The organism is Thalassotalea euphylliae (assembly GCF_042682785.1).
GTDB lineage: Bacteria > Pseudomonadota > Gammaproteobacteria > Enterobacterales > Alteromonadaceae > Thalassotalea_F > Thalassotalea_F euphylliae.
Window position 1 is genome coordinate 358372 of sequence record NZ_JBHUIB010000001.1, and the last position, 20152, is coordinate 378523.

Annotated in this window: 18 protein-coding genes; 9 read left to right on the forward strand and 9 right to left on the reverse strand. The window is 42.1% G+C overall.

Features of this window, described 5'->3' with window-relative positions:
- Positions 1 to 28: 28 nt before the first annotated feature.
- The 7 genes from ACFSJY_RS01635 to ampD all read right to left on the reverse strand — a co-directional run bounded on the left by ACFSJY_RS01635 (position 29) and on the right by ampD (position 8883).
- Complete coding sequence (locus ACFSJY_RS01635) at positions 29 to 370, reverse strand: hypothetical protein (RefSeq protein ID WP_386030426.1); 342 nt, start codon at positions 368 to 370, stop codon at positions 29 to 31.
- 94 nt (positions 371 to 464) lie between these two features.
- The gene (lpdA, locus tag ACFSJY_RS01640; RefSeq protein ID WP_386030428.1) at positions 465 to 1898 is read right to left on the reverse strand and encodes a dihydrolipoyl dehydrogenase; all 1434 of its coding nucleotides are present in this window, start codon (positions 1896 to 1898) and stop codon (positions 465 to 467) included.
- Between the two features lie 226 nt (positions 1899 to 2124).
- Positions 2125 to 3747, reverse strand: a complete 1623-nt coding sequence (gene aceF, locus ACFSJY_RS01645) for a dihydrolipoyllysine-residue acetyltransferase (protein WP_386030430.1) — start codon at positions 3745 to 3747, stop codon at positions 2125 to 2127.
- Between the two features lie 21 nt (positions 3748 to 3768).
- Positions 3769 to 6447: a pyruvate dehydrogenase (acetyl-transferring), homodimeric type gene (aceE, locus tag ACFSJY_RS01650; protein ID WP_386030432.1), complete on the reverse strand. Its 2679-nt coding sequence runs from the start codon at positions 6445 to 6447 to the stop codon at positions 3769 to 3771.
- Positions 6448 to 6529: 82 nt separating this feature from the next.
- On the reverse strand, positions 6530 to 7297 hold the full coding sequence (gene pdhR / locus ACFSJY_RS01655) for a pyruvate dehydrogenase complex transcriptional repressor PdhR (protein ID WP_386030433.1): 768 nt from the start codon (positions 7295 to 7297) through the stop codon (positions 6530 to 6532).
- A 181-nt stretch (positions 7298 to 7478) separates the two neighbouring features.
- A complete protein-coding gene (gene ampE / locus ACFSJY_RS01660; RefSeq protein WP_386030435.1) occupies positions 7479 to 8321 on the reverse strand; it encodes a beta-lactamase regulator AmpE in 843 nt (280 codons plus the stop codon).
- Between the two features lie 4 nt (positions 8322 to 8325).
- Positions 8326 to 8883 carry a 1,6-anhydro-N-acetylmuramyl-L-alanine amidase AmpD gene (gene ampD, locus ACFSJY_RS01665; RefSeq protein WP_386030437.1) on the reverse strand — a complete coding sequence of 186 codons (558 nt, stop codon included), beginning with the start codon at positions 8881 to 8883 and terminating at the stop codon, positions 8326 to 8328.
- A gap of 88 nt (positions 8884 to 8971) precedes the next feature.
- On the opposite strand from ampD, the gene ACFSJY_RS01670 reads away from it, so the two are divergent.
- The 9 genes from ACFSJY_RS01670 to yacG all read left to right on the forward strand — a co-directional run bounded on the left by ACFSJY_RS01670 (position 8972) and on the right by yacG (position 16904).
- Positions 8972 to 9493 (forward strand): retropepsin-like aspartic protease family protein, encoded by a 522-nt coding sequence (locus tag ACFSJY_RS01670; RefSeq protein ID WP_386030439.1) that lies wholly within the window; start codon positions 8972 to 8974, stop codon positions 9491 to 9493.
- Positions 9494 to 9513: 20 nt separating this feature from the next.
- Entirely contained in the window at positions 9514 to 10410 is an 897-nt protein-coding gene (nadC, locus tag ACFSJY_RS01675) for a carboxylating nicotinate-nucleotide diphosphorylase (RefSeq protein WP_386030441.1), read from the forward strand.
- A 222-nt stretch (positions 10411 to 10632) separates the two neighbouring features.
- Positions 10633 to 11079 (forward strand): pilin, encoded by a 447-nt coding sequence (locus ACFSJY_RS01680; RefSeq protein WP_386030443.1) that lies wholly within the window; start codon positions 10633 to 10635, stop codon positions 11077 to 11079.
- A 117-nt stretch (positions 11080 to 11196) separates the two neighbouring features.
- Positions 11197 to 12903, forward strand: a complete 1707-nt coding sequence (gene pilB, locus ACFSJY_RS01685) for a type IV-A pilus assembly ATPase PilB (RefSeq protein WP_386030445.1) — start codon at positions 11197 to 11199, stop codon at positions 12901 to 12903.
- A gap of 21 nt (positions 12904 to 12924) precedes the next feature.
- Positions 12925 to 14187 carry a type II secretion system F family protein gene (locus ACFSJY_RS01690; protein ID WP_386030447.1) on the forward strand — a complete coding sequence of 421 codons (1263 nt, stop codon included), beginning with the start codon at positions 12925 to 12927 and terminating at the stop codon, positions 14185 to 14187.
- Positions 14188 to 14261: 74 nt separating this feature from the next.
- Entirely contained in the window at positions 14262 to 15146 is an 885-nt protein-coding gene (locus ACFSJY_RS01695; RefSeq protein WP_386030449.1) for a prepilin peptidase, read from the forward strand.
- Between the two features lie 24 nt (positions 15147 to 15170).
- A complete protein-coding gene (gene coaE, locus ACFSJY_RS01700) occupies positions 15171 to 15776 on the forward strand; it encodes a dephospho-CoA kinase (protein ID WP_386030451.1) in 606 nt (201 codons plus the stop codon).
- A gap of 107 nt (positions 15777 to 15883) precedes the next feature.
- Entirely contained in the window at positions 15884 to 16630 is a 747-nt protein-coding gene (gene zapD / locus ACFSJY_RS01705; protein WP_386030453.1) for a cell division protein ZapD, read from the forward strand.
- A gap of 37 nt (positions 16631 to 16667) precedes the next feature.
- Positions 16668 to 16904 carry a DNA gyrase inhibitor YacG gene (gene yacG / locus ACFSJY_RS01710; RefSeq protein ID WP_386030455.1) on the forward strand — a complete coding sequence of 79 codons (237 nt, stop codon included), beginning with the start codon at positions 16668 to 16670 and terminating at the stop codon, positions 16902 to 16904.
- A gap of 14 nt (positions 16905 to 16918) precedes the next feature.
- Here yacG and mutT read toward each other — a convergent pair whose 3' ends face one another.
- Positions 16919 to 17311: an 8-oxo-dGTP diphosphatase MutT gene (gene mutT / locus ACFSJY_RS01715; protein WP_386030457.1), complete on the reverse strand. Its 393-nt coding sequence runs from the start codon at positions 17309 to 17311 to the stop codon at positions 16919 to 16921.
- A 71-nt stretch (positions 17312 to 17382) separates the two neighbouring features.
- The gene (secA, locus tag ACFSJY_RS01720; protein ID WP_386030459.1) at positions 17383 to 20085 is read right to left on the reverse strand and encodes a preprotein translocase subunit SecA; all 2703 of its coding nucleotides are present in this window, start codon (positions 20083 to 20085) and stop codon (positions 17383 to 17385) included.
- Positions 20086 to 20152 lie beyond the last annotated feature (67 nt).

The window sequence follows — 20152 nt, forward strand, 5'->3', positions numbered from 1 at the left end:
ATGTGAACTCACACTAGCGTATTTAACGTCAAGTCGTTTTGGGACAAGTAATCTGCACGACGAGCGGTGGAAAGATTTTGTTTGGCATACCACGACGATCATCAAATCCCTCAACTCCTGAAACAAATTTCATGTCATAACCATGGCGATGACATAGTTTCATGCCTTGACGTGCTGCAAACGTCACCATAGTGGCAAACTTCGCGTCATTTTGCCTCGATACCTCCAATCGCCAAATGCCCTCTCCAGTCTTTTCTTGAGCGAATTGCACTTGATGATCAAAGTCTCGTTGGTATTTCGTTTCCTTAGCAACCACTGCTGTGCTCATTACCAAAAGAGAGATAGTCGCAATATATTTCATTAACACCATAACTTTCCTTATTTTCCTGCGATATAACAAGCATAAAAAAAGCTAGCGGAATACGCTAGCTTTTCAACATCAACACACTGTTAAGTGTAGTTGATTATTTTTTCTTTTTTACCGCTTTTGCATTTGGAAGGTCAGTAATTGAACCTTCAAACACTTCTGCCGCTAAGCCGATTGACTCGTTTAACGTTGGGTGCGCGTGAATAGTCAATGCAACATCTTCTGCATCTGCGCCCATTTCTACGGCTAAGCCGATTTCACCAAGCATTTCACCAGCGTTGATACCTACAATAGCACCACCTAATACACGGCCTGAATCTTTATCAAAGATTAACTTCGTTTTACCTTCAGTACGTGCTGATGCGATTGCACGGCCAGATGCTGACCATGGGAAGTTAGCAACTTCGATATTCAGGCCTTGCTCTTTTGCTTCGCTTTCAGTCACACCAACCCATGCAATTTCAGGGTCTGTGTATGCAATTGAAGGAATTGCACGTGGTTCAAATACATGCTTCTTACCAGCGATTACTTCAGCTGCAACGTGCGCTTCGTGAACCGCTTTGTGTGCAAGCATTGGTTGGCCAACAACATCGCCAATAGCAAAGATATGAGGAACGTTTGTACGTAACTCATTAGATACGTTAATAAAGCCACGCTCGTCAACGTTAACGCCAGCTTTATCAGCAGCAATTAAGTGGCCGTTTGGCTTACGGCCGACAGCAACTAAGATCTTGTCGTAGCGTACTTGACCTTCTGGAGCGTTCTTACCTTCAAACGTTACATATAAACCGTCATCTTTCGCATCAACAGCTACAACCTTCGTTGAAAGCATAATTGACTCGAAACGTGGCTTGTTGTGTTTCGTGTAAATCTTAACAACATCAGCGTCTGCAGCAGGTACTAACTGGTCAGCAAATTCTACAACTGACACTTTCGCGCCAAGAGAGCTGTATACCGTTCCCATTTCAAGGCCGATAATACCACCACCAAGTACAAGCATTTCACCTGGAACGTCTTTCAGTTCAAGTGCGCCCGTTGAATCGATGATACGGTCATCTTCTGGAATGAAAGGCAAGTTAACCACTGAAGAACCACAAGCAATAATCGCGTTGTCGAATGAGATAGTTGTGTTGCCATCAGCACCTTCAACTTCAATCGTTTTGTCTGACGTGAACTTACCGTAGCCCTCAACAGTTTTAACTTTACGCATTTTCGCCATACCAGCGATACCTTGCGTAAGTTTGCCAACAACGTCTTTATCTTTCCAAGCACGGATTTTGTCTAAATCAATTTCAGGTTGACCGAAAGAAACACCGTGAGATGCCATATCTTTCGCGTCATCTAGCACTTTTGCAACGTGTAATAACGCTTTAGATGGAATACAACCGACGTTTAGACAAACGCCACCTAGCGTGCTGTACTTTTCAACTAATACTACGTCTAAGCCTAAATCTGCTGCGCGGAATGCTGCAGAATAACCGCCAGGGCCAGAACCTAAAACTACGACCTGAGTTTTAATCTCGTTGCTCATGCTAACCTCAAATTACTTGTGTTGTTTAACGGCATTTACATTTGTGTTGCCGATAAAATTGATTCTCATTTTTCTGACGCGAAGTTTACTGAAACTTCAATCAAATCGCTATCTTTTCAACCGATTTTCGCCAAGATATTGTTAGCGTAGGTAAAACCTTTCAAATTAGCTTTTACGCTTGATTTATATGAAAGCTCTTACCTCGCCAATGTTTCCTGCTTTTGTACTATAGAATTAACTTACGTAAATCTGATAATACTTGCGCTAAATGCACAGTAAAGCGCGCCGCTAATGCACCGTCAATCACACGATGGTCGTATGACATAGACAACGGCAACATTAATCGTGGTTCAAATTCACTACCATTCCACTTAGGCTTCATTTCAGATTTGGACACACCTAAGATGCCTACTTCTGGTGAGTTAACGATTGGCGTAAATGCTGTACCACCGATACCACCTAAACTAGAGATTGTGAAACAACCACCTTGCATGTCTTGGGCTTTAAGCTTGCCTTCACGTGCTTTCATAGAAATGTCTAAAAGCTCTTTGGACAATTCGTAAATACCTTTCTTATCAACATCTCGTACCACAGGTACAACTAAGCCATTAGGCGTATCTACCGCCACACCTACATGGATGTATTTTTTAAGAATTAGGCTTTCGCCATCTTCGCTCAAACTCGCATTAAACGTTGGGTAAGCTTTCAGTGCATCAGCAACCGCTTTCATGATGAAAACAAGTGGCGTGATCTTAAAGCCTAGCTTCTGCTTGTCAGCAACAACATTTTGCTCTTTACGGAATTTCTCAAGTTCAGTGATGTCAGCTTCATCAAACTGTGTCACATGAGGAATAGTCACCCATGAACGATGTAAGAATGGGCCAGAGATCTTTTGAATACGTGAAAGCTCTTTAACTTCAATCTCACCAAACTTAGAGAAGTCGATCGACTTACCAGCAATAACTTGCAAGCCACCTTCACCTGATGCAACTGAACTACCGGCATTGGCTTTAGGGCGAGACAGCTCATATTTCACATAGGATTGAACGTCTTCTTTAAGAATACGTCCTTTACGGCCTGTACCTTTAACAAGGGTTAAGTCGACACCAAACTCACGTGCTAAACGGCGAATAGAAGGCGATGTGTAAACTTTACCCGTCGCTTTAAAATCACCGGCTTGAGGGTGATGTGGAACTGGCGCTGCTTTCGCTGCCGCTGGAGCAGCTTTTGGCTCTTCCTTCGCTGGCGCTGGAGCTGCTACAGGGGCCGCTGGCTGTTGAATTGCAGCAGGAGCACCACTGTTTGTTTCTAACTTAACAACAACGCCACCCGTACCAATTTTGTCACCAACATTAATCAGTACTTCTTTGATAATACCCGCATGTGAAGAAGGTACGTCCATAGTCGCTTTGTCGGTTTCTAGCGTGATTAGACCGTCTTCTTCTTGGACTTCATCACCAACAGAAACAAGTACTTCAATAACATCAACTTCGCCGTCTTCACCAATATCTGGCACGACAACGTCAATCACTTCGCTACCACCTGTAGCCGCAGGGGCAGCTTCTGCAGCAGGTGCTTCAGGCTCTGGCTCAGCAGCTGGCGCATCTGCACCAGCCACTTTAATTTCACCAATCACGTCGCCTTCTTTGATCTTGTCACCAACAGACACTGTTAAGGCAACAAGTTCACCAGCAAATGGTGCAGGAATGTCCATTGACGCCTTGTCTGTTTCGACAGTAACAATACCATCTTCAGCTTCCAGCGTGTCGCCAATAGCAAAACCAATCTCGATTACTTCAACTTCATCACCGCCCACATCAGGAACGAGAATTTTTTGAACGTCAGACATAGTTGTTCTCCTCTTTCCTAATTACGCGTATAGCGGGTTAATTTTGTTTGTGTCGATATCGAAACGTTTAATTGCTTCCGCAACAACTTTGCGATCAACTTCACCACGGTTCGCCAATTCGTATAATGACGCTACAACAATGTAAGCAGCATTCACTTCAAAGTGACGACGTAAATTCGCACGGCTATCAGAACGACCAAAGCCATCTGTGCCCAGACAACGGTAGTCTGTATCAATAAATGCGCGAACTTGATCTGAGTATGCTTTTACATAGTCAGTCGCGGCAATAGCAGGACCCGCATCTTTAGTGATCACTTGACCGATATAAGGCACTTGTGGGTCGGCTTCTGGGTTAAGCATGTTTTGACGCGTAACTTCTTGACCTTCACGAGCAAGCTCGTTGAACGACGTTACCGAGTAAACATCACTTGATACACCGTAGTCTTCGGCAAGAATCTTAGCTGCTTCGCGGACTTGAAGAAGGATAGTACCTGAGCCCATTAACTGAACATTGGCTTTAGCACCTTTTGACTCAACGCGGTCAAGCTTGTAGATACCTTTGATAATTTGCTCTTCAACATCTTTATCTTCAGGCATTGCCGGGTGCTGATAGTTTTCGTTCATTAGCGTTAAGTAGTAGAAAATGTTTTCATTTTCTTCGTACATGCGACGTAAACCTTCACGAACAATAACAGCAACTTCGTAACCGTATGTTGGGTCATACGTTACACAGTTTGGAATCAACCCAGCTTGAACATGAGAATGACCATCCTGATGTTGTAGACCTTCACCATTAAGGGTTGTTCGGCCTGCTGTTGCTCCTAATAAGAAACCACGAGCCTGGCTATCACCTGCTGCCCACGCTAGGTCACCAACACGTTGGAAACCAAACATAGAATAATAAATGTAGAATGGGATAGTCGTCGCATTACAGGTTGAGTAAGAGGTACCAGACGCAACCCAAGAAGCCATTGCACCTAACTCGTTAATACCTTCTTGAAGAACCTGACCCTTTTTATCTTCACGGTAGTAAGCGACTTGGTCAGCATCTTGCGGCGTGTATTTTTGGCCTTCATGCGCGTAGATACCAACTTGACGGAACAAACCTTCCATACCGAAAGTACGTGCTTCATCAGGAATAATTGGTACCACTCGTTTACCAATTTTCTTGTCTTTCAATAGTGCATTTAATACACGTACAAACGTCATTGTAGATGAAACTTCACGCTCACCAGAACCTTTGGTAATAGCATCAAATGCCTTCATTGAAGGGATTTCTAACTCTTCTTCAGCTTGCTTACGACGTGCAGGTAACGAACCACCCAAGGCTTCACGACGCGCACGCATGTACTTCATTTCTTCGCTATCTTCAGGGAAGCGGAAGAATGGTAGCTCTTCTAACTGATCGTCAGAAATAGGCATGTTAAAACGATCACGATATTGTTTGATTGAATCAATATCCATCTTCTTAACATTGTGCGCTACGTTTGCAGCTTCACCTGCAGCACCAAGACCAAAGCCTTTAACTGTTTTGGCTAAAATAACCGTTGGGCGACCTTTAGTTTTCATCGCACGGTCGTATGCAGCATACACTTTAACTGGATCATGACCACCGCGGTTTAGGCGCCATACGTCTTCGTCAGACATATTTGCCACCATCGCCGCTGTTTCAGGGTACTTACCGAACCAGTTCTCGCGAGTGTACTTACCGCCTTTTGCTTTACAGTTCTGGTATTCACCGTCAACGGTTTCGTTCATCAGTTGCAATAGTTTGCCTGACGTATCACGAGCAATTAATGGATCCCAGTAAGAACCCCAAATAACTTTCAATACTTCCCAGCCTGCGCCACGGAATGTACCTTCAAGTTCTTGGATAATTTTACCATTACCACGAACCGGACCATCTAAGCGTTGTAAGTTACAGTTGATGATGAAGCAAAGGTTATCTAAGCCTTCACGCGCAGCAAGACCAATAGCACCTAATGATTCTGGCTCATCACACTCACCGTCACCTAAGAAACAGTAAACACGTTGACCAGAGCAATCTTTGATACCGCGATCAGTTAAGTACTTCAGGAAGCGCGCTGTATAAATTGCTTGTAGTGGACCAAGACCCATAGATACCGTTGGGAATTGCCAGAAATCTTGCATTAAGTGTGGGTGTGGGTATGAAGAAAGACCGTTACCATCTACTTCTTGACGGAAATTATCCATTTGCTCTTCAGTTAAGCGACCTTCTAGGAATGCTCGGCCATAAATACCCGGAGAGATATGGCCTTGTGCAAAAATGAAATCGCCGCCGTTCTCTGGACCAGCCGCCTTAAAGAAGTGGTTAAAACCAACATCGTAAAGCATTGCTGATGAAGCGAATGAGCCGATATGACCGCCAAGTTCTAAATCTTTTTTCGATGCACGAAGAACTAGTGCCATCGCATTCCAACGGATAGCCGCACGAATGCGTGATTCGATGGTTTGATCAGCAGGCATGTTTGGCTCTTGCCCAGGAGGAATCGTGTTAACGTAAGCCGTTGTCGCATCGAATGGTAGGTGTGTACCACCACGACGCGCACGATCAATTAACTGTTCCATTAAGAAGTGTGCACGCTCTGGACCTTCATTTTCCAGAACAGCTTCCATCGACTCTAGCCATTCTTGCGTTTCTGCTGAATCAATATCCACGTTATTTGGGAGCTCAGACATAATATTTACTTAGTCTCCGTGTTGTTATTTATTTAATCTTTTTAAAGATAGTTAAAAATTAACTATCCGCTTGAATTTCTTTTTAATATCGCTGCATTCGACGCATCGAACGTTCCATGCGGCTGCGTTCATCCGTCAGGTTCAACAATACTTCTTCAATAAATGCAAGGTGACGATGGCTCGCCCCCCAGGCTTTTTGTGGCTGACCGCTTAATATTGCGTCCATCAGCTGTTTACGGTATTCCGATATCTTCCCAAACGTATCAGGTCGCTGCGCAAGTACCGTTAAATTCTGTTCAATGTTGTCAATAATTAAGCTCGACATGCTGCGTGCGAGGTGCAGCATAATTGCGTTGTGCGATGCCGCACATATAGCTAAATAAAACTCAAATACCGCCTCTGCTTCAGCACGGAAGTCATTTTCAATTTGTGCGGTACCGATATTGTCGTGTTTTAGCTGAATCTCTTTAAAGTCAGTTTCTGTTCCTCGCATTGCTGCGTAATAAGCCGACATGCCTTCAATACCGTAGCGAAACTCTAGCAAGTCAAACTGAGACTCATGGCTCTTTGACATCAGGTCGAAAAGAGGATCGGATAAACCACTATGCAAGGTATTCGTGACAAATGTGCCACCACCTTGTTTACGAGTGACAAGTCCCTTCGCTTCAAGTTTTTGAATTGCCTCTCTCAACGAAGGACGAGAAACATCAAACTGCGCCGCCAATTCACGCTCAGGTAATAGTTTTTGACCTGGTAACAAACTGCCTTCGACAATCATTTGCTCTAACTGAGACAAGATGACATCAGAAAGTTTAGGCTGTTTTGCTTTGATGCTTTTTATTGCAACCATAGGTCAATTCGAAACTAAAAAACTAAAATTGGTAAATTGGTCTTACCATTAACTATAGCCTTATAAATTAGCAAATATTGGGCAAACTGTAAATGAATTTAGCTGAAGCTACAGGTTTTGCCAGTGCAATAAAAAAGCGCACCATAGGCGCGCTTTAGGACAGCAGGCTGGTCTGATCAGATTAAGAAATGATACCTGTCAAGATTAAAACAGCGACTACGGCAAGTAAGAGAAGGACGTTTCGCTTTGCAAGGCGAACAAGCAAACAAGGCTCTGCCGTACAATCATCTTTATCCACCATAATGTCTTCAGACTGCTGAGCGACATCAATCAGCACGCATTGAGGTGATTTGGAAAAGTCGAATAGATTTTCCACCCAATGCGGAAATCCTTTTGAAAAGTGGCCCACCATCATTAATCCAAAAGTTGCAATGCGCACAGGTAACCAATCAGCCCAAAACAACACTTTTCGATACATGCCAGTTAATGCAGGGCTATCTGAGTCCTCTAGCGCTATTGATTGTTGTTGCTCTTCTAGCGCACAAAGTAGTCGATAAAAAACCGCACCGACAGGGCCAAAGACAACAAAATAAAGCATTACCGCTATGTAGTAGCGGTAGTTCAACCAAACTAACGTTTGTCCAAACCCATAGTTAGTTAGGTTTTTATCACTTAGCAGTTGCTCGTAGTGGAGCTGGCTTGTCGTTAAATCTCCTCGAAAGGCAGCACGTAAATATTGCTTGTAGGTATCTCTTGTTTTGACACACCCAAAACAAACGATGAGCACAACAGTTGAGAGAACGAGATGAATTAACGTATCAGATATAGCGCTGAATACAATGAAAGTAATAAGCGGCGGAACCACTAAAAGTGCCAAAGGGAATAGTTGGCCCGTAATGGCGTTTTGCAGATTTTGCGATTTGGCGAAGGCCATATATTTCGAAAAAGTGAAATTGAAGTGCCAAAACGATGCCGATAGTTTCCGTTCTGCGGCAAGCGAAATTAATAGACTGATTAATCCCATATCATTACTCGTCAATACTAGCTAAAAGGTGGTAAAACTTGGGCCAGTCAAATGCTTCACCAGGGTCTGTTTTTCTCCCTGGTGCTATATCACAATGCCCTACCATCGTATTATGCGTAATTAGCGGATAGGATTCTTGTAGTTTTTTTACTAAGCAGACCAGTGAGTTATACTGTTCTTCTGTATATGGCGTGGTATCTGTTCCCTCAAGTTCAATACCTATAGAAAAGTCATTACAACGTTCTCTGCCATTAAAGTTTGATACACCTGCATGCCACGCTTTATTGTCAAAGGATACATATTGTATAACCTTTCCATCCCTTCTAATTAGACAGTGAGCAGACACCTCCAATTGGTAAATTTCCTCAAAGAAAGGATCGACAGCTTTATCCAAATTCCCCAAAAATAGATCAGTAATATATGGACCACCAAATTGTCCTGGGGGAAGCGAGATATTGTGAACAACTAAAAGGCTAACATCATGCTCTTTATCTCTTTCGGTAAAATGCGGACTTTTATGTATTTCGGCATCAACCAACCAACCATTTTTTATCGTATACATTGTTACAACAAACTTTGAATTATTTACTCGACAAATAATACAATCAGTTACTTAAGTTAGCATCGACTTTTTACACAAGGCATTTCATATGAGAGATAACAATGACGATACGCCGCAAATGGGCAAAGCTTTTTTGTGGATAGCCTGGGTTTTGGGGTTAGGAATACTCGTTATTATTTTTCAAGATGTGCTCGATAAACAGTGGAACCCCAATACTTCACCTGACAGCGCGTTACTATCTAGTGGCGGAGCACAGGTAACACTACGTCAAAATCGAGCGGGCCATTACGTTACATCGGGTACCATAAACAATGAACCGGTTGTATTTTTACTGGATACGGGGGCAACACAAGTTTCTATCCCTGCGCAAGTAGCCGACAGATTATACTTGCAAACATCAGGTCAGTATCCAGTAAATACCGCTAATGGCACAGTGATCGTATATCGCACCCAAATAGATACCCTGACGATTGGTAATATTATTCTGCAAGATGTCTCCGCACACATAAATCCTGGCATGCTAAGTGATGAAATACTGTTAGGCATGAGTGCACTAAAAAAGGTAGAATTCAGCCAAACTGGCAAACAGTTAATTTTACAACAACGCTAACCAAAAGAGACTATGCACCTATGCTAAGCAAAGCATTATTATCTGACATTCAACATACCGTTCGTTGGGCACTTCAAGAAGACCTTGGTTTATCTTCTGATCAACAAGTAGACGCATCTTTTGATGTAACCGCTATGCTTATTCCCTCGGACAATACGGCTGTAGCTACGGTAATTTGCAGAGAAGAGTGTATCGTATGTGGCGTAGCGTGGGTTAATGAAGTGTTCAAACAACTTGATGAAGTTACAGGTACACAGACCAACATTACATGGTTTGTGAACGACGGTGAGAAGGTAAAAGCAAATACGGTACTGTTCGAGCTATCAGGTAATGCAAGACTCATTCTCACCGGTGAAAGAACCGCGCTAAACTTTCTTCAGTCACTTTCTGGTACCGCGACGCTAACTGCTTCGTATGTGCAAGAACTTGAAGGCAGGCGCACCAAGTTATTAGATACGCGTAAAACCTTACCGGGTTTAAGAAGCGCCCAAAAGTATGCTGTCGCATGCGGTGGTGGTAATAATCACCGCGTTGGCCTCTTCGACGCTTATTTAATTAAAGAGAACCACATCGCTGCATGCGGTGGTATTGATGAAGCCATAAAAACAGCACGTTCTAACAAACCAGAAATAAAAGTTGAAGTAGAAGTAGAAAGCATGGACGAGCTCAATCAAGGCCTAAAGGCTGGAGCCGACATTATTATGCTCGATAATTTTACAACAGAGATGATAGCTGAAGCAGTAAAGCTAACTGATTCATATAATGCGACAAACAACCAACAGACTAAATTAGAAGTTTCGGGCAACATGACCCTCGAGACATTGAAAGCATACACAGCTGCTGGTGTTGATTTTATATCTTCAGGCGCCTTAACCAAAAATATACGAGCTATTGATTTATCAATGCGGTTTTCTTAATCAAACACCCAAGTAGAAGTGTCAGAATACTTTACAAAACACACGTTTTTTTGACGTTTTGGTCAAAAACTATGTAAAAGTTATGTTAAGAAAGCATTAAAATTCATCAATTTGCTGCTAATTTGCAAAAAAACTAAAAAAAATCGATAACAATATTTTACATATTATAATTTTTATTGCAGTATGTGCGTCAGCCCCCGTAATAAATATGGAATTATTATTATGAAAAACGTTCAAAAAGGTTTTACATTAATCGAACTAATGATCGTTGTTGCGATCATCGGTATTCTTGCTGCAGTAGCTTTGCCTGCGTACAGCGACTACCAAGCAAGTTCAAAGCTATCTGCTGGTCTAGCTGAAATTTCAGGTGCAAAAACACAAGTAGAAATGTTTGCTAACCGCGGCGCTGCAGTTGCAAACGTAGCGGCTCTATCGTCTATTAAAGACGCAACGACTCAAAACTGTACTATTACTGCAGAGATGGGTACAGATGGTGTCGGCGGTTTACTGTGTACAATGGCAAACGCGCCTTCACAAATTGGGAGTGGTGCAATCTTGTTAGCAAGAACTGCTGCAGGGGAATGGTCATGCACAGCTGGGGGGTTCACTGACGCAAGTCTAGCTCCGACTGGTTGTACTCATCAGACTGCAGCACCTACAATACCGTAAACTTGAATTTCGAAGAAAAAAGAGCCCTCGAGGCTCTTTTTTTATATCGAATTTTTAACAAGCTTGTTATCTTATAAAAATATAACCTGACAATTTTTGTAACCAAAGAGTCAATTGATGAAAGGGATTCACCAGCAAACAAGTATTCTTTCAGCACTCGCGAAAAACAGCCTTATATCACAAGATGTAATCGCCAGTATCCCAGAAGAATTTTCAAAACAAGATAAATCTTTTATTTCATTCCTGATAAGTGATAAGCATTTAAGCGCAGGTTCTATCGCTGCAGTTTTGTCAAAGAGCTTTGGCTTTCCCCTATTTGACGTATCTCAGATTGATCTAGATACATTGCCAGATAGCGTAAAGAATGAAAAATTAATAAAAAAACATAATGCACTTCCTTTATTTCTTCGAGGAAAGGTTCTTTTTGTTGCAATGTCAACCCCCAATGATATTGACGCTCTAGAGGATATTCAATTTAACACCGGCTTCACTACCGAGTTAGTTCTTGCAAATCAAGAGACCCTTGATAAAACCATATCTGAGCTATTGGAATCCGACGTTGATTCATTAGAGTTAAGTGAATCAGATGCAGACGAGTTAGCAGGTATTGATATTGAGGAAGACACAGAACAAAAGGAAGAAAGCTATAGTGATCAGCAAGACGACGCGCCTATTGTCGTCTATATCAACAAAATTTTGTTAGACGCAATCAAAAAAGGGGCGTCTGATTTACATTTTGAACCATATGAGCACTCATACAGAATTCGTTTTCGTATAGATGGAATATTAAACGAAATAGCATCGCCCCCAGTAGCATTGGCCTCACGAATGGCCGCTCGTTTAAAAGTTATGTCAAAACTTGATATTGCTGAGCGTCGAGTACCACAAGATGGTCGTATAAAGCTGGCTCTTTCCAAGAAAAAATCGATAGATTTCCGTGTTTCTACCCTACCCACTATGTGGGGCGAGAAAATAGTAATGCGTATTCTTGACTCCTCAAGTGCCATGCTGGGTATTGACATGTTAGGTTACGAAGCCGAACAAAAGGCAATTTACCTAGAAGCATTAGAGCAGCCTCAGGGAATGATATTGGTGACGGGACCGACAGGCTCGGGTAAGACTGTTTCTTTATATACTGGCCTCAATATATTAAACACACCAGAGCGCAATATATCTACAGCAGAAGACCCTGTAGAAATAAACTTAGAAGGAATTAATCAGGTTCAAATTAATACCAAAGCTGGTTTAACTTTCCCTGGAGCACTTCGCTCCTTCCTACGTCAAGATCCGGATATTGTCATGGTTGGTGAGATTCGAGACCTAGAGACTGCTGAAATAGCTATTAAGGCGGCGCAAACCGGTCACTTAGTATTATCTACGCTCCATACAAATTCGGCTGCGGAAACCTTAACTCGTTTATTAAACATGGGCGTTCCTGCATTTAATGTAGCAAGTTCAGTAAGTATTATTATTGCACAACGTCTCGCTAGACGTTTATGCGGGCTTTGTAAAGCAGAGGATGATGTACCACATGAACATCTTTCTCAATTAGGATTTCCCGAAGAAAAGATAGGTACATTTAAGGCCTTTAAGCCCGTAGGCTGTGATGAGTGTACAGGAGGCTACAAAGGGCGTGTGGGGATCTATGAGGTAGTAAAAATAACCTCTGAAGTTTCTTCCATTATTATGGAAGGAGGTAACAGTTTGGATATAGCTAAACAGTTTCAAAAAGAAGGCTACAACAATCTGCGCCAATCTGGCATAGTTAAAGTCATATCTGGCGTGACCAGCATTGAAGAAATGAATCGCGTTACCGCGAATTAGAATAATAAACAGGAAGTAGACATGGCAGTATCTTCAGCGACATCCTCAAAAGCTTCTAAAAAAAATACAACAAAGCCGAATGATGTGTTCATCTGGCAGGGTGTAAACCGAAAAGGTAAAAAAGTTTCTGGTGAACTTTCAGCTGCAAGTGTTCTAGAGCTAAAAACACAGTTAAGAAAGCAAGGGGTAACACCCGGTAGAATCAAGAAAAAACCCAAACCTCTTTTTGGTTTAGGGGGTGGCGCAAAAGCATTAGGGCCAGCAGATATTGCGCAAGTGACGCGACAACTAGCGACAATGCTTACTGCTGGAGTCCCACTAGTTCAAAGTATTGAGATGATTGGCAAAGGTCATGATAACGCCAATATGCAAAAATTACTTGGTGATATAAATTTAAAGTTAAGCTCTGGTATCCCTCTATCAGATTGTTTAAGGGAGCACCCAAAATACTTCGATGATCTTTATTGTGATTTAGTAGCATCCGGTGAACAATCAGGCGCCTTGGAAACAATATTTGACCGCATTGCTACTTACAAAGAAAAATCTGAAGCATTAAAAGCAAAAATCAAGAAAGCAATGACCTATCCTATTTCTGTACTAGTCATTGCATTCATAGTAACGGCAATACTTTTAATATACGTAGTTCCAGTCTTTCAAGAAATATTCAATGGCTTTGGCGCTGAATTACCAGCATTTACTCAATTTGTAATAAGTATATCAGAATTCATGCAAGCCTATTGGTATATAGGACTTGCGGCCTTGTTTGGTGCTGGTTTTTTATTCAAAAGAACACATAGGAATAGCCAAAAATTTCGCGACTCTGTCGATAGAGCTATTTTAAAGTTGCCGGTTGTCGGTGAAATACTCGATAAAGCAGTAGTTGCGCGTTATGCGAGAACCTTATCAACAACATTTGCGGCTGGTGTACCACTAATAGATGCATTAGAATCAGCGGCTGGCGCTTCAGGCAATGCTGTTTACCGCGATGCCATTATGGAAATTAGATCGGAAGTTTCTTCAGGGATGCAGATGAATCTAGCCATGCGTAACTCTCAGATTTTTCCTGACATGGTCATTCAAATGGTAGCTATTGGCGAGGAATCAGGTGCCGTAGACGATATGCTCGCCAAAGTGGCAAATGTGTATGAAGCTGAGGTCGATAACGCCGTTGACAACTTAACAGCTTTAATAGAACCAATGATCATGTCATTTTTGGGTGTAGTAATTGGCGGACTTATTATCGCGATGTACCTACCAATATTCCAAATTGGTAAAGTCGTTTAAGTTCAGATAAGTTTTTAAAGCCATTATCCTACTTGCTTGATAGGGTAATGGCTTTTTCTTTAAAAGAGATTTTTATGCTAGACAGCATCATTTTAAATTTTGAACAAACCCCCGTACTATACTTTGCAACCATATTTATTTTTTCATTAATGGTTGGCAGTTTTTTGAATGTTGTGATTCTAAGGCTGCCAAAGATGATGGAGTACAGCTGGTATCACGAATGTCGTGAATTTCTAGCGGATGAAGTGCCGAAAAAGCCTACAAGAAAGCTCGAGAGAATAACACTTTCCAAGCCAAACTCAACATGCCCTAAGTGCGGCCACGCAATAAAGTTTTATGAAAACATCCCCGTTATCAGCTGGCTATTTTTGAAGGGCAAATGTTCCAGTTGTGGCACTAAAATTTCAGCTCGATACCCTGTGATTGAGTTTATTACTGCCTGCCTAGGTGTTGTTGTTGCATCTCACTACGGCGTTACGTGGCAGGCACTTTTCGTGTTATTGCTTACCTTTGCACTAATCGCGCTCACAGTCATTGACTTAGACCACATGCTATTGCCAGACCAAATAACGCTCCCTTTTTTATGGTTGGGTTTGTTACTTAATATAAACGGTTTAATCGTTCCTCTGGAGCAAGCTGTTATAGGTGCTGTAGCCGGTTACATGAGTTTATTTTCAGTATTTTGGCTTTTTAAAATACTTACAGGTAAAGAAGGAATGGGTCACGGCGACTTTAAACTTGTCGCTTTGTTTGGCGCCTGGATGGGCTGGGAGTTACTGCCTCTTTTGATATTAATGGCATCTTTTGTCGGTGCAATTGTTGGTGTGTCTTTAATGCTATTTAAAAATCATCAGAGAGACCAAGCTATACCATTCGGCCCATACCTTGCAGTGGCAGGTTGGATTTGTTTGCTATGGGGTAACGGCATTTGGCAATGGTATTTAGGCTTGCTGGGCTAAAGTAAATACTAGGACTAGTATAAAGTGATAGTCGGACTTACAGGCGGAATTGGCAGCGGGAAAACCACCGTTGCTAATCTCTTTCATGCGCTAGGCATTATCATAGTTGATGCCGACATTGTCGCTAGGCAGGTAGTGAAACCTGGAACAGCTGGGCTAAAGGCCATAATTGAAAGGTTTGGCATTGACATACTTGATAAGAATAACGAGTTAAACCGAGCAAAATTAAGGGAACTCATCTTCAATAACGAAGAAGATAAATTATGGCTTAATGCACTGTTACACCCTCTTATTAGAGAAGAAATGCTCACTCAACTACGTAACAGTGAGTCTCCTTATACGCTATTAGTAGCACCACTTCTCTTTGAAAATAAGCTGGAACAGTTCACCAACCGCACTTTGGTTGTGGACATACCTGAAGAGCTTCAAATAGCAAGAACCGTGGCAAGAGACAACAATCCCCCAGAGCTTGTTAAAAATATAATAGAGGCTCAAATTGAACGGCAGACACGTCTGAGCAAAGCAGATGATGTTATCGACAACAGCGATAATGACCTTGAAAAGCTTAATCACCGCATCGAAGAATTGCACCAACAGTATTTAATGCTAACTAGCAGCCTTAAAAATTAGTGGTGATAGCAACATGACAGTTCTGTTAAAATAATTCGCCATTTTATCATTCTCTGGTTACTATAGCGTCAGCTAACTATACAAGGTTGTACTTCATCGTTGGTTCTATGTCGTCAGTATTATATGAGCACCCGCTTAATGAGCGGATCAGGAATTATCTAAAACTTGAACAATTGTTTGCTCAAGCCAAGCAATGTGCTCCCGAAAACATAACCACAAATCACTTCGTTTTTTTTCACGCATTATTCGCAATATTCGATACCTTAGAGCGTAATGATATCCGCGGCGAACTCATAAAAGACCTTGAAAAATTAGAGCAACATTTGGTTGTTTGGTCGAAGTCGCCGGAAATTAATAGCTCTGCATTGGATGAAAACTTGAAGCAGGTTGTCTCTCTCGTTTGTCAATTAAGAGGAAACCAGCCCCCATGGGCTTCTTTGCGCCACGATAAATTCCTAGCAACGGTTAAACAGCGGTTTGCAATTCAAGGCGGCACCTCAACGTTTGACTTGCCACAACTACATTACTGGCTGCACCAATCCCCAGAAAAAGTCGGTAATGATACTGCACAATGGTTTAAACAATTGGAAGAGTTGGAACAATCGATATCCTTGGTCATGAAATTTTTGCGCCAGAAGAGTGAATTTGAACAAATCGATACCGACAGTGGCTTTTACCAAGACAACGGTGAAGGGCTTTTACTATTGAGAATAAAGATAAATAGCCAAAGTGAATATTACCCCACTGTCAGTGGCAATCGCTTCCGATATTCGATCCGCTTTATGAGACCTTGTGACAAAGACGGTAGAAAATACGCGAATGAAGCCATGAAATTTGAACTAGCAAAATGCTAGCGCTATACTCGCCCCAAATCACTGACTGAATACCACTATGTCTTTAAAAGTAAACTGCCCTACCTGTGAAAAAACAGTTGTCTGGCAGTCTGAAAACGAATACCGTCCGTTTTGCTCTGAACGTTGTAAATTGATTGATTTAGGTGACTGGGCCGAAGAAAATCATAAAATATCACAACCTCTGCAGAGTGCTGAACCAATGTCTGAAGAAATGTTAGACGCGCTAGAAGAGCAGTTTGTTCAGCACAACAAATTTTTTGTAGAGCCAGAGTAAAGCCAAATCTTGATTTAACGGTAAGCAGACTTCAGTTCATTCACAATAGCCAAGTTTGCTTCAGGAAAATCGATATCAGATAACTCACCTATTGAGTACCACTGTTGCTCGTTTCCTTCACAAGAGTTGGGTTCACCCGAAAACTGGTCAACAACGAAAATTTCTAATTTAACCTGCTTATCACCATAATCATGCTCAATCAACATTAACGGCTGGCATGCTAGTACATCTATTGCCACCTCTTCTTTGAGCTCTCTAGCAAGCGCCTGAGCAACAGTTTCTCCCAATTCAACCTTTCCCCCAGGAAACTCCCACTTCCCTCCCTGATGCGTATTTTCATGCCTCCTTGTAAGAAAGACTTGCTTATCACGAAGGATTACACCAACAGCCACATGTACTACTTTCATAAATTTACTTGCCCGAATGATTACCAAAAAAAATGCCAGTCTCTGACTGGCATTTATAAACCTTAACTAGGCTACGATAATTTACCGCAACACTGTTTATATTTTTTACCCGAGCCACAGGGACAAGGATCATTTCTTCCCACTCTAGGCTGACGTTGCTGAGGCGCAACTTCGTTGTTCGCTTCTTGATGTTGGAAGTTCTTTGGTACCTCTTCTGATTTACGGTGCTGTTCTTCTACAGCTTCTACATCAGATTCAGCTTGAATTTGTACCTTACTCAAAATACCCACAACGTCATATTTCAAGTTATCCAGCATCTCAGAGAACAGTTCAAACGACTCGCGTTTGTATTCTTGTTTTGGATTTTTCTGCGCATAACCACGTAAGTGAATACCTTGACGCAAATGGTCCATCGCCGCTAGATGTTCTTTCCAGTGAGAGTCCAAGCTTTGAAGCATAACAGCTTTTTCAAACTGGCGAAGTACTTCTGGCCCCACCATTTCTTCTTTTGATTTATATGACGACTCAAACTCTTCAACAATCTTTTCACGTAATGTCTCTTCGTGAAGGCTTTTGTCTTCATCTAGCCATTTCGCAACTGGCAACTCAGCATTAAACTCACCTTTCAGGCGATCTTCTAAGCCAGACACATCCCACATTTCTTCTAACGACTGTGGTGGTATATGTTGATCAATGACACCGTTAAGCACGTCATTACGAATAACACCTACAACTTCACCAATATCGCTTTCATCAAGCAATTCATTACGTTGTTCGTAAATAACTTTACGCTGGTCATTCGCAACATCATCAAACTCTAACAATTGCTTACGCACATCAAAGTTACGCCCTTCAACTTTACGTTGTGCGTTCTCGATGCTCTTGGTGACCCATGGGTGCTCAATAGCTTCGCCGCGTTCCATCCCTAATTTACGCATCATATTAGCGATACGCTCTGACGCGAAGATACGCATCAAGCCATCTTCCATAGACAAATAGAAACGAGTTGAACCCGCATCACCTTGACGACCTGAACGACCACGTAACTGGTTATCGATACGGCGAGACTCGTGACGCTCTGTCGCAACAATATGAAGACCGCCAAGCTCTAATACTTTGTCATGCTCTTCTTGCCATGCCTCTTTAACTTTGGCAATTTGCTCTTCTGTTGGGTTATTCAGCTTAGCAATAGCAGCGTCTAAGTTACCGCCAAGCACGATATCTGTGCCACGGCCGGCCATATTAGTCGCAATGGTAACCGCACCAATCTTACCTGCTTCAGCCACTATCTCTGCTTCTTGCGCATGGAATTTAGCGTTTAGTACTTTGTGCTTAACTTTCGCTTTTTTCAGGTAAGACGATAAGAATTCCGATGTTTCAATACTGATTGTACCAACAAGGACCGGCTGACCGCGTTCTACACAATCTTTTATATCTTCTAGAATAGCTTCGAACTTTTCTTCCGCGGTCAGATAGATAAGGTCCGGCATATCCTTACGAATCATTGGACGGTTCGTCGGAATAATCACCGTTTCTAAACCATAGATATGGTTAAATTCAAATGCTTCCGTATCCGCAGTACCTGTCATACCCGCCAATTTATTGTATAGACGGAAATAGTTTTGGAATGTAATTGACGCCAGAGTTTGGTTTTCATTCTGAATTTTTACACCTTCTTTAGCTTCTACTGCTTGGTGTAGACCTTCAGACCAACGACGACCTTCCATCGTACGGCCAGTGTGCTCATCTACAATGACGATTTCATCTTCTTTTACAATGTAGTCAACATCTTTTTGGAACAAGTTATGGGCGCGAAGCGCCGCCATCACATGATGAAGTAATGAGATATTAGCCGCAGCGAATAGAGATTCACCTTCCTTGATTAAGCCTTTTTCTTGAAGAATTTCTTCAATGCGCACTTGGCCGCGTTCTGTTAAGTAAACCTGCTTCGATTTTTCATCAACAGTGAAGTCACCAGCGACAAAGTCTTCAGATTGACCTGTTTCTTCATCTTTGTCTTCTTCACTTTGGCGCTCAAGGCTTGGCACTATTGAGTTAATAGCCATGTAAAGCTGAGAGCTATCTTCAGCTTGGCCAGAGATGATAAGCGGCGTACGAGCCTCATCAATAAGAATGGAGTCAACTTCATCCACTACGGCAAAGTTAAGCGGACGCTGCACACGATCATCTGGCGTAAATGCCATATTGTCGCGTAAGTAATCGAATCCGAATTCATTGTTTGTGCCGTAGGTAATATCGCATGCATAAGCAGCTTTCTTGTCCATTGGCGACATTCCTGGAATGTTACAACCTACTGTTAGGCCCAGGAATTCAAATAATGGACGTGACCAATCAGCATCACGCTTGGCAAGGTAGTCATTGACCGTTACAACATGCACCCCTTTGCCAGATAAACCGTTTAGGTATGATGGTAATGTACCCGTTAGCGTTTTACCTTCACCCGTACGCATCTCAGATATTTTGCCATCGTTTAGCACCATACCACCGATCATTTGTACGTCGAAGTGGCGCATACCAAATACACGCTTACTGGCTTCACGAACAACAGCGAATGCTTCTACTAAGATATCATCAAGGGTTTCACCCTTTTCAAGACGTTCTTTAAACTCTGCCGTTTTACCTTTTAACTCTTCATCCGAAAGAGCTTCAAAGGTTTGCTCTAACGCGTTAATTTTATCAACTTCTTTACGCATTTTTTTTAGTAGTCGGTCATTACGACTACCAAAAAGTTTGGTCATTAATTTTACGAACATCTTGTTAAACCATTTTACAAGGCAATAAATAACTAAATTGCTAGTGAAGGTTAAGACCTTCACAACA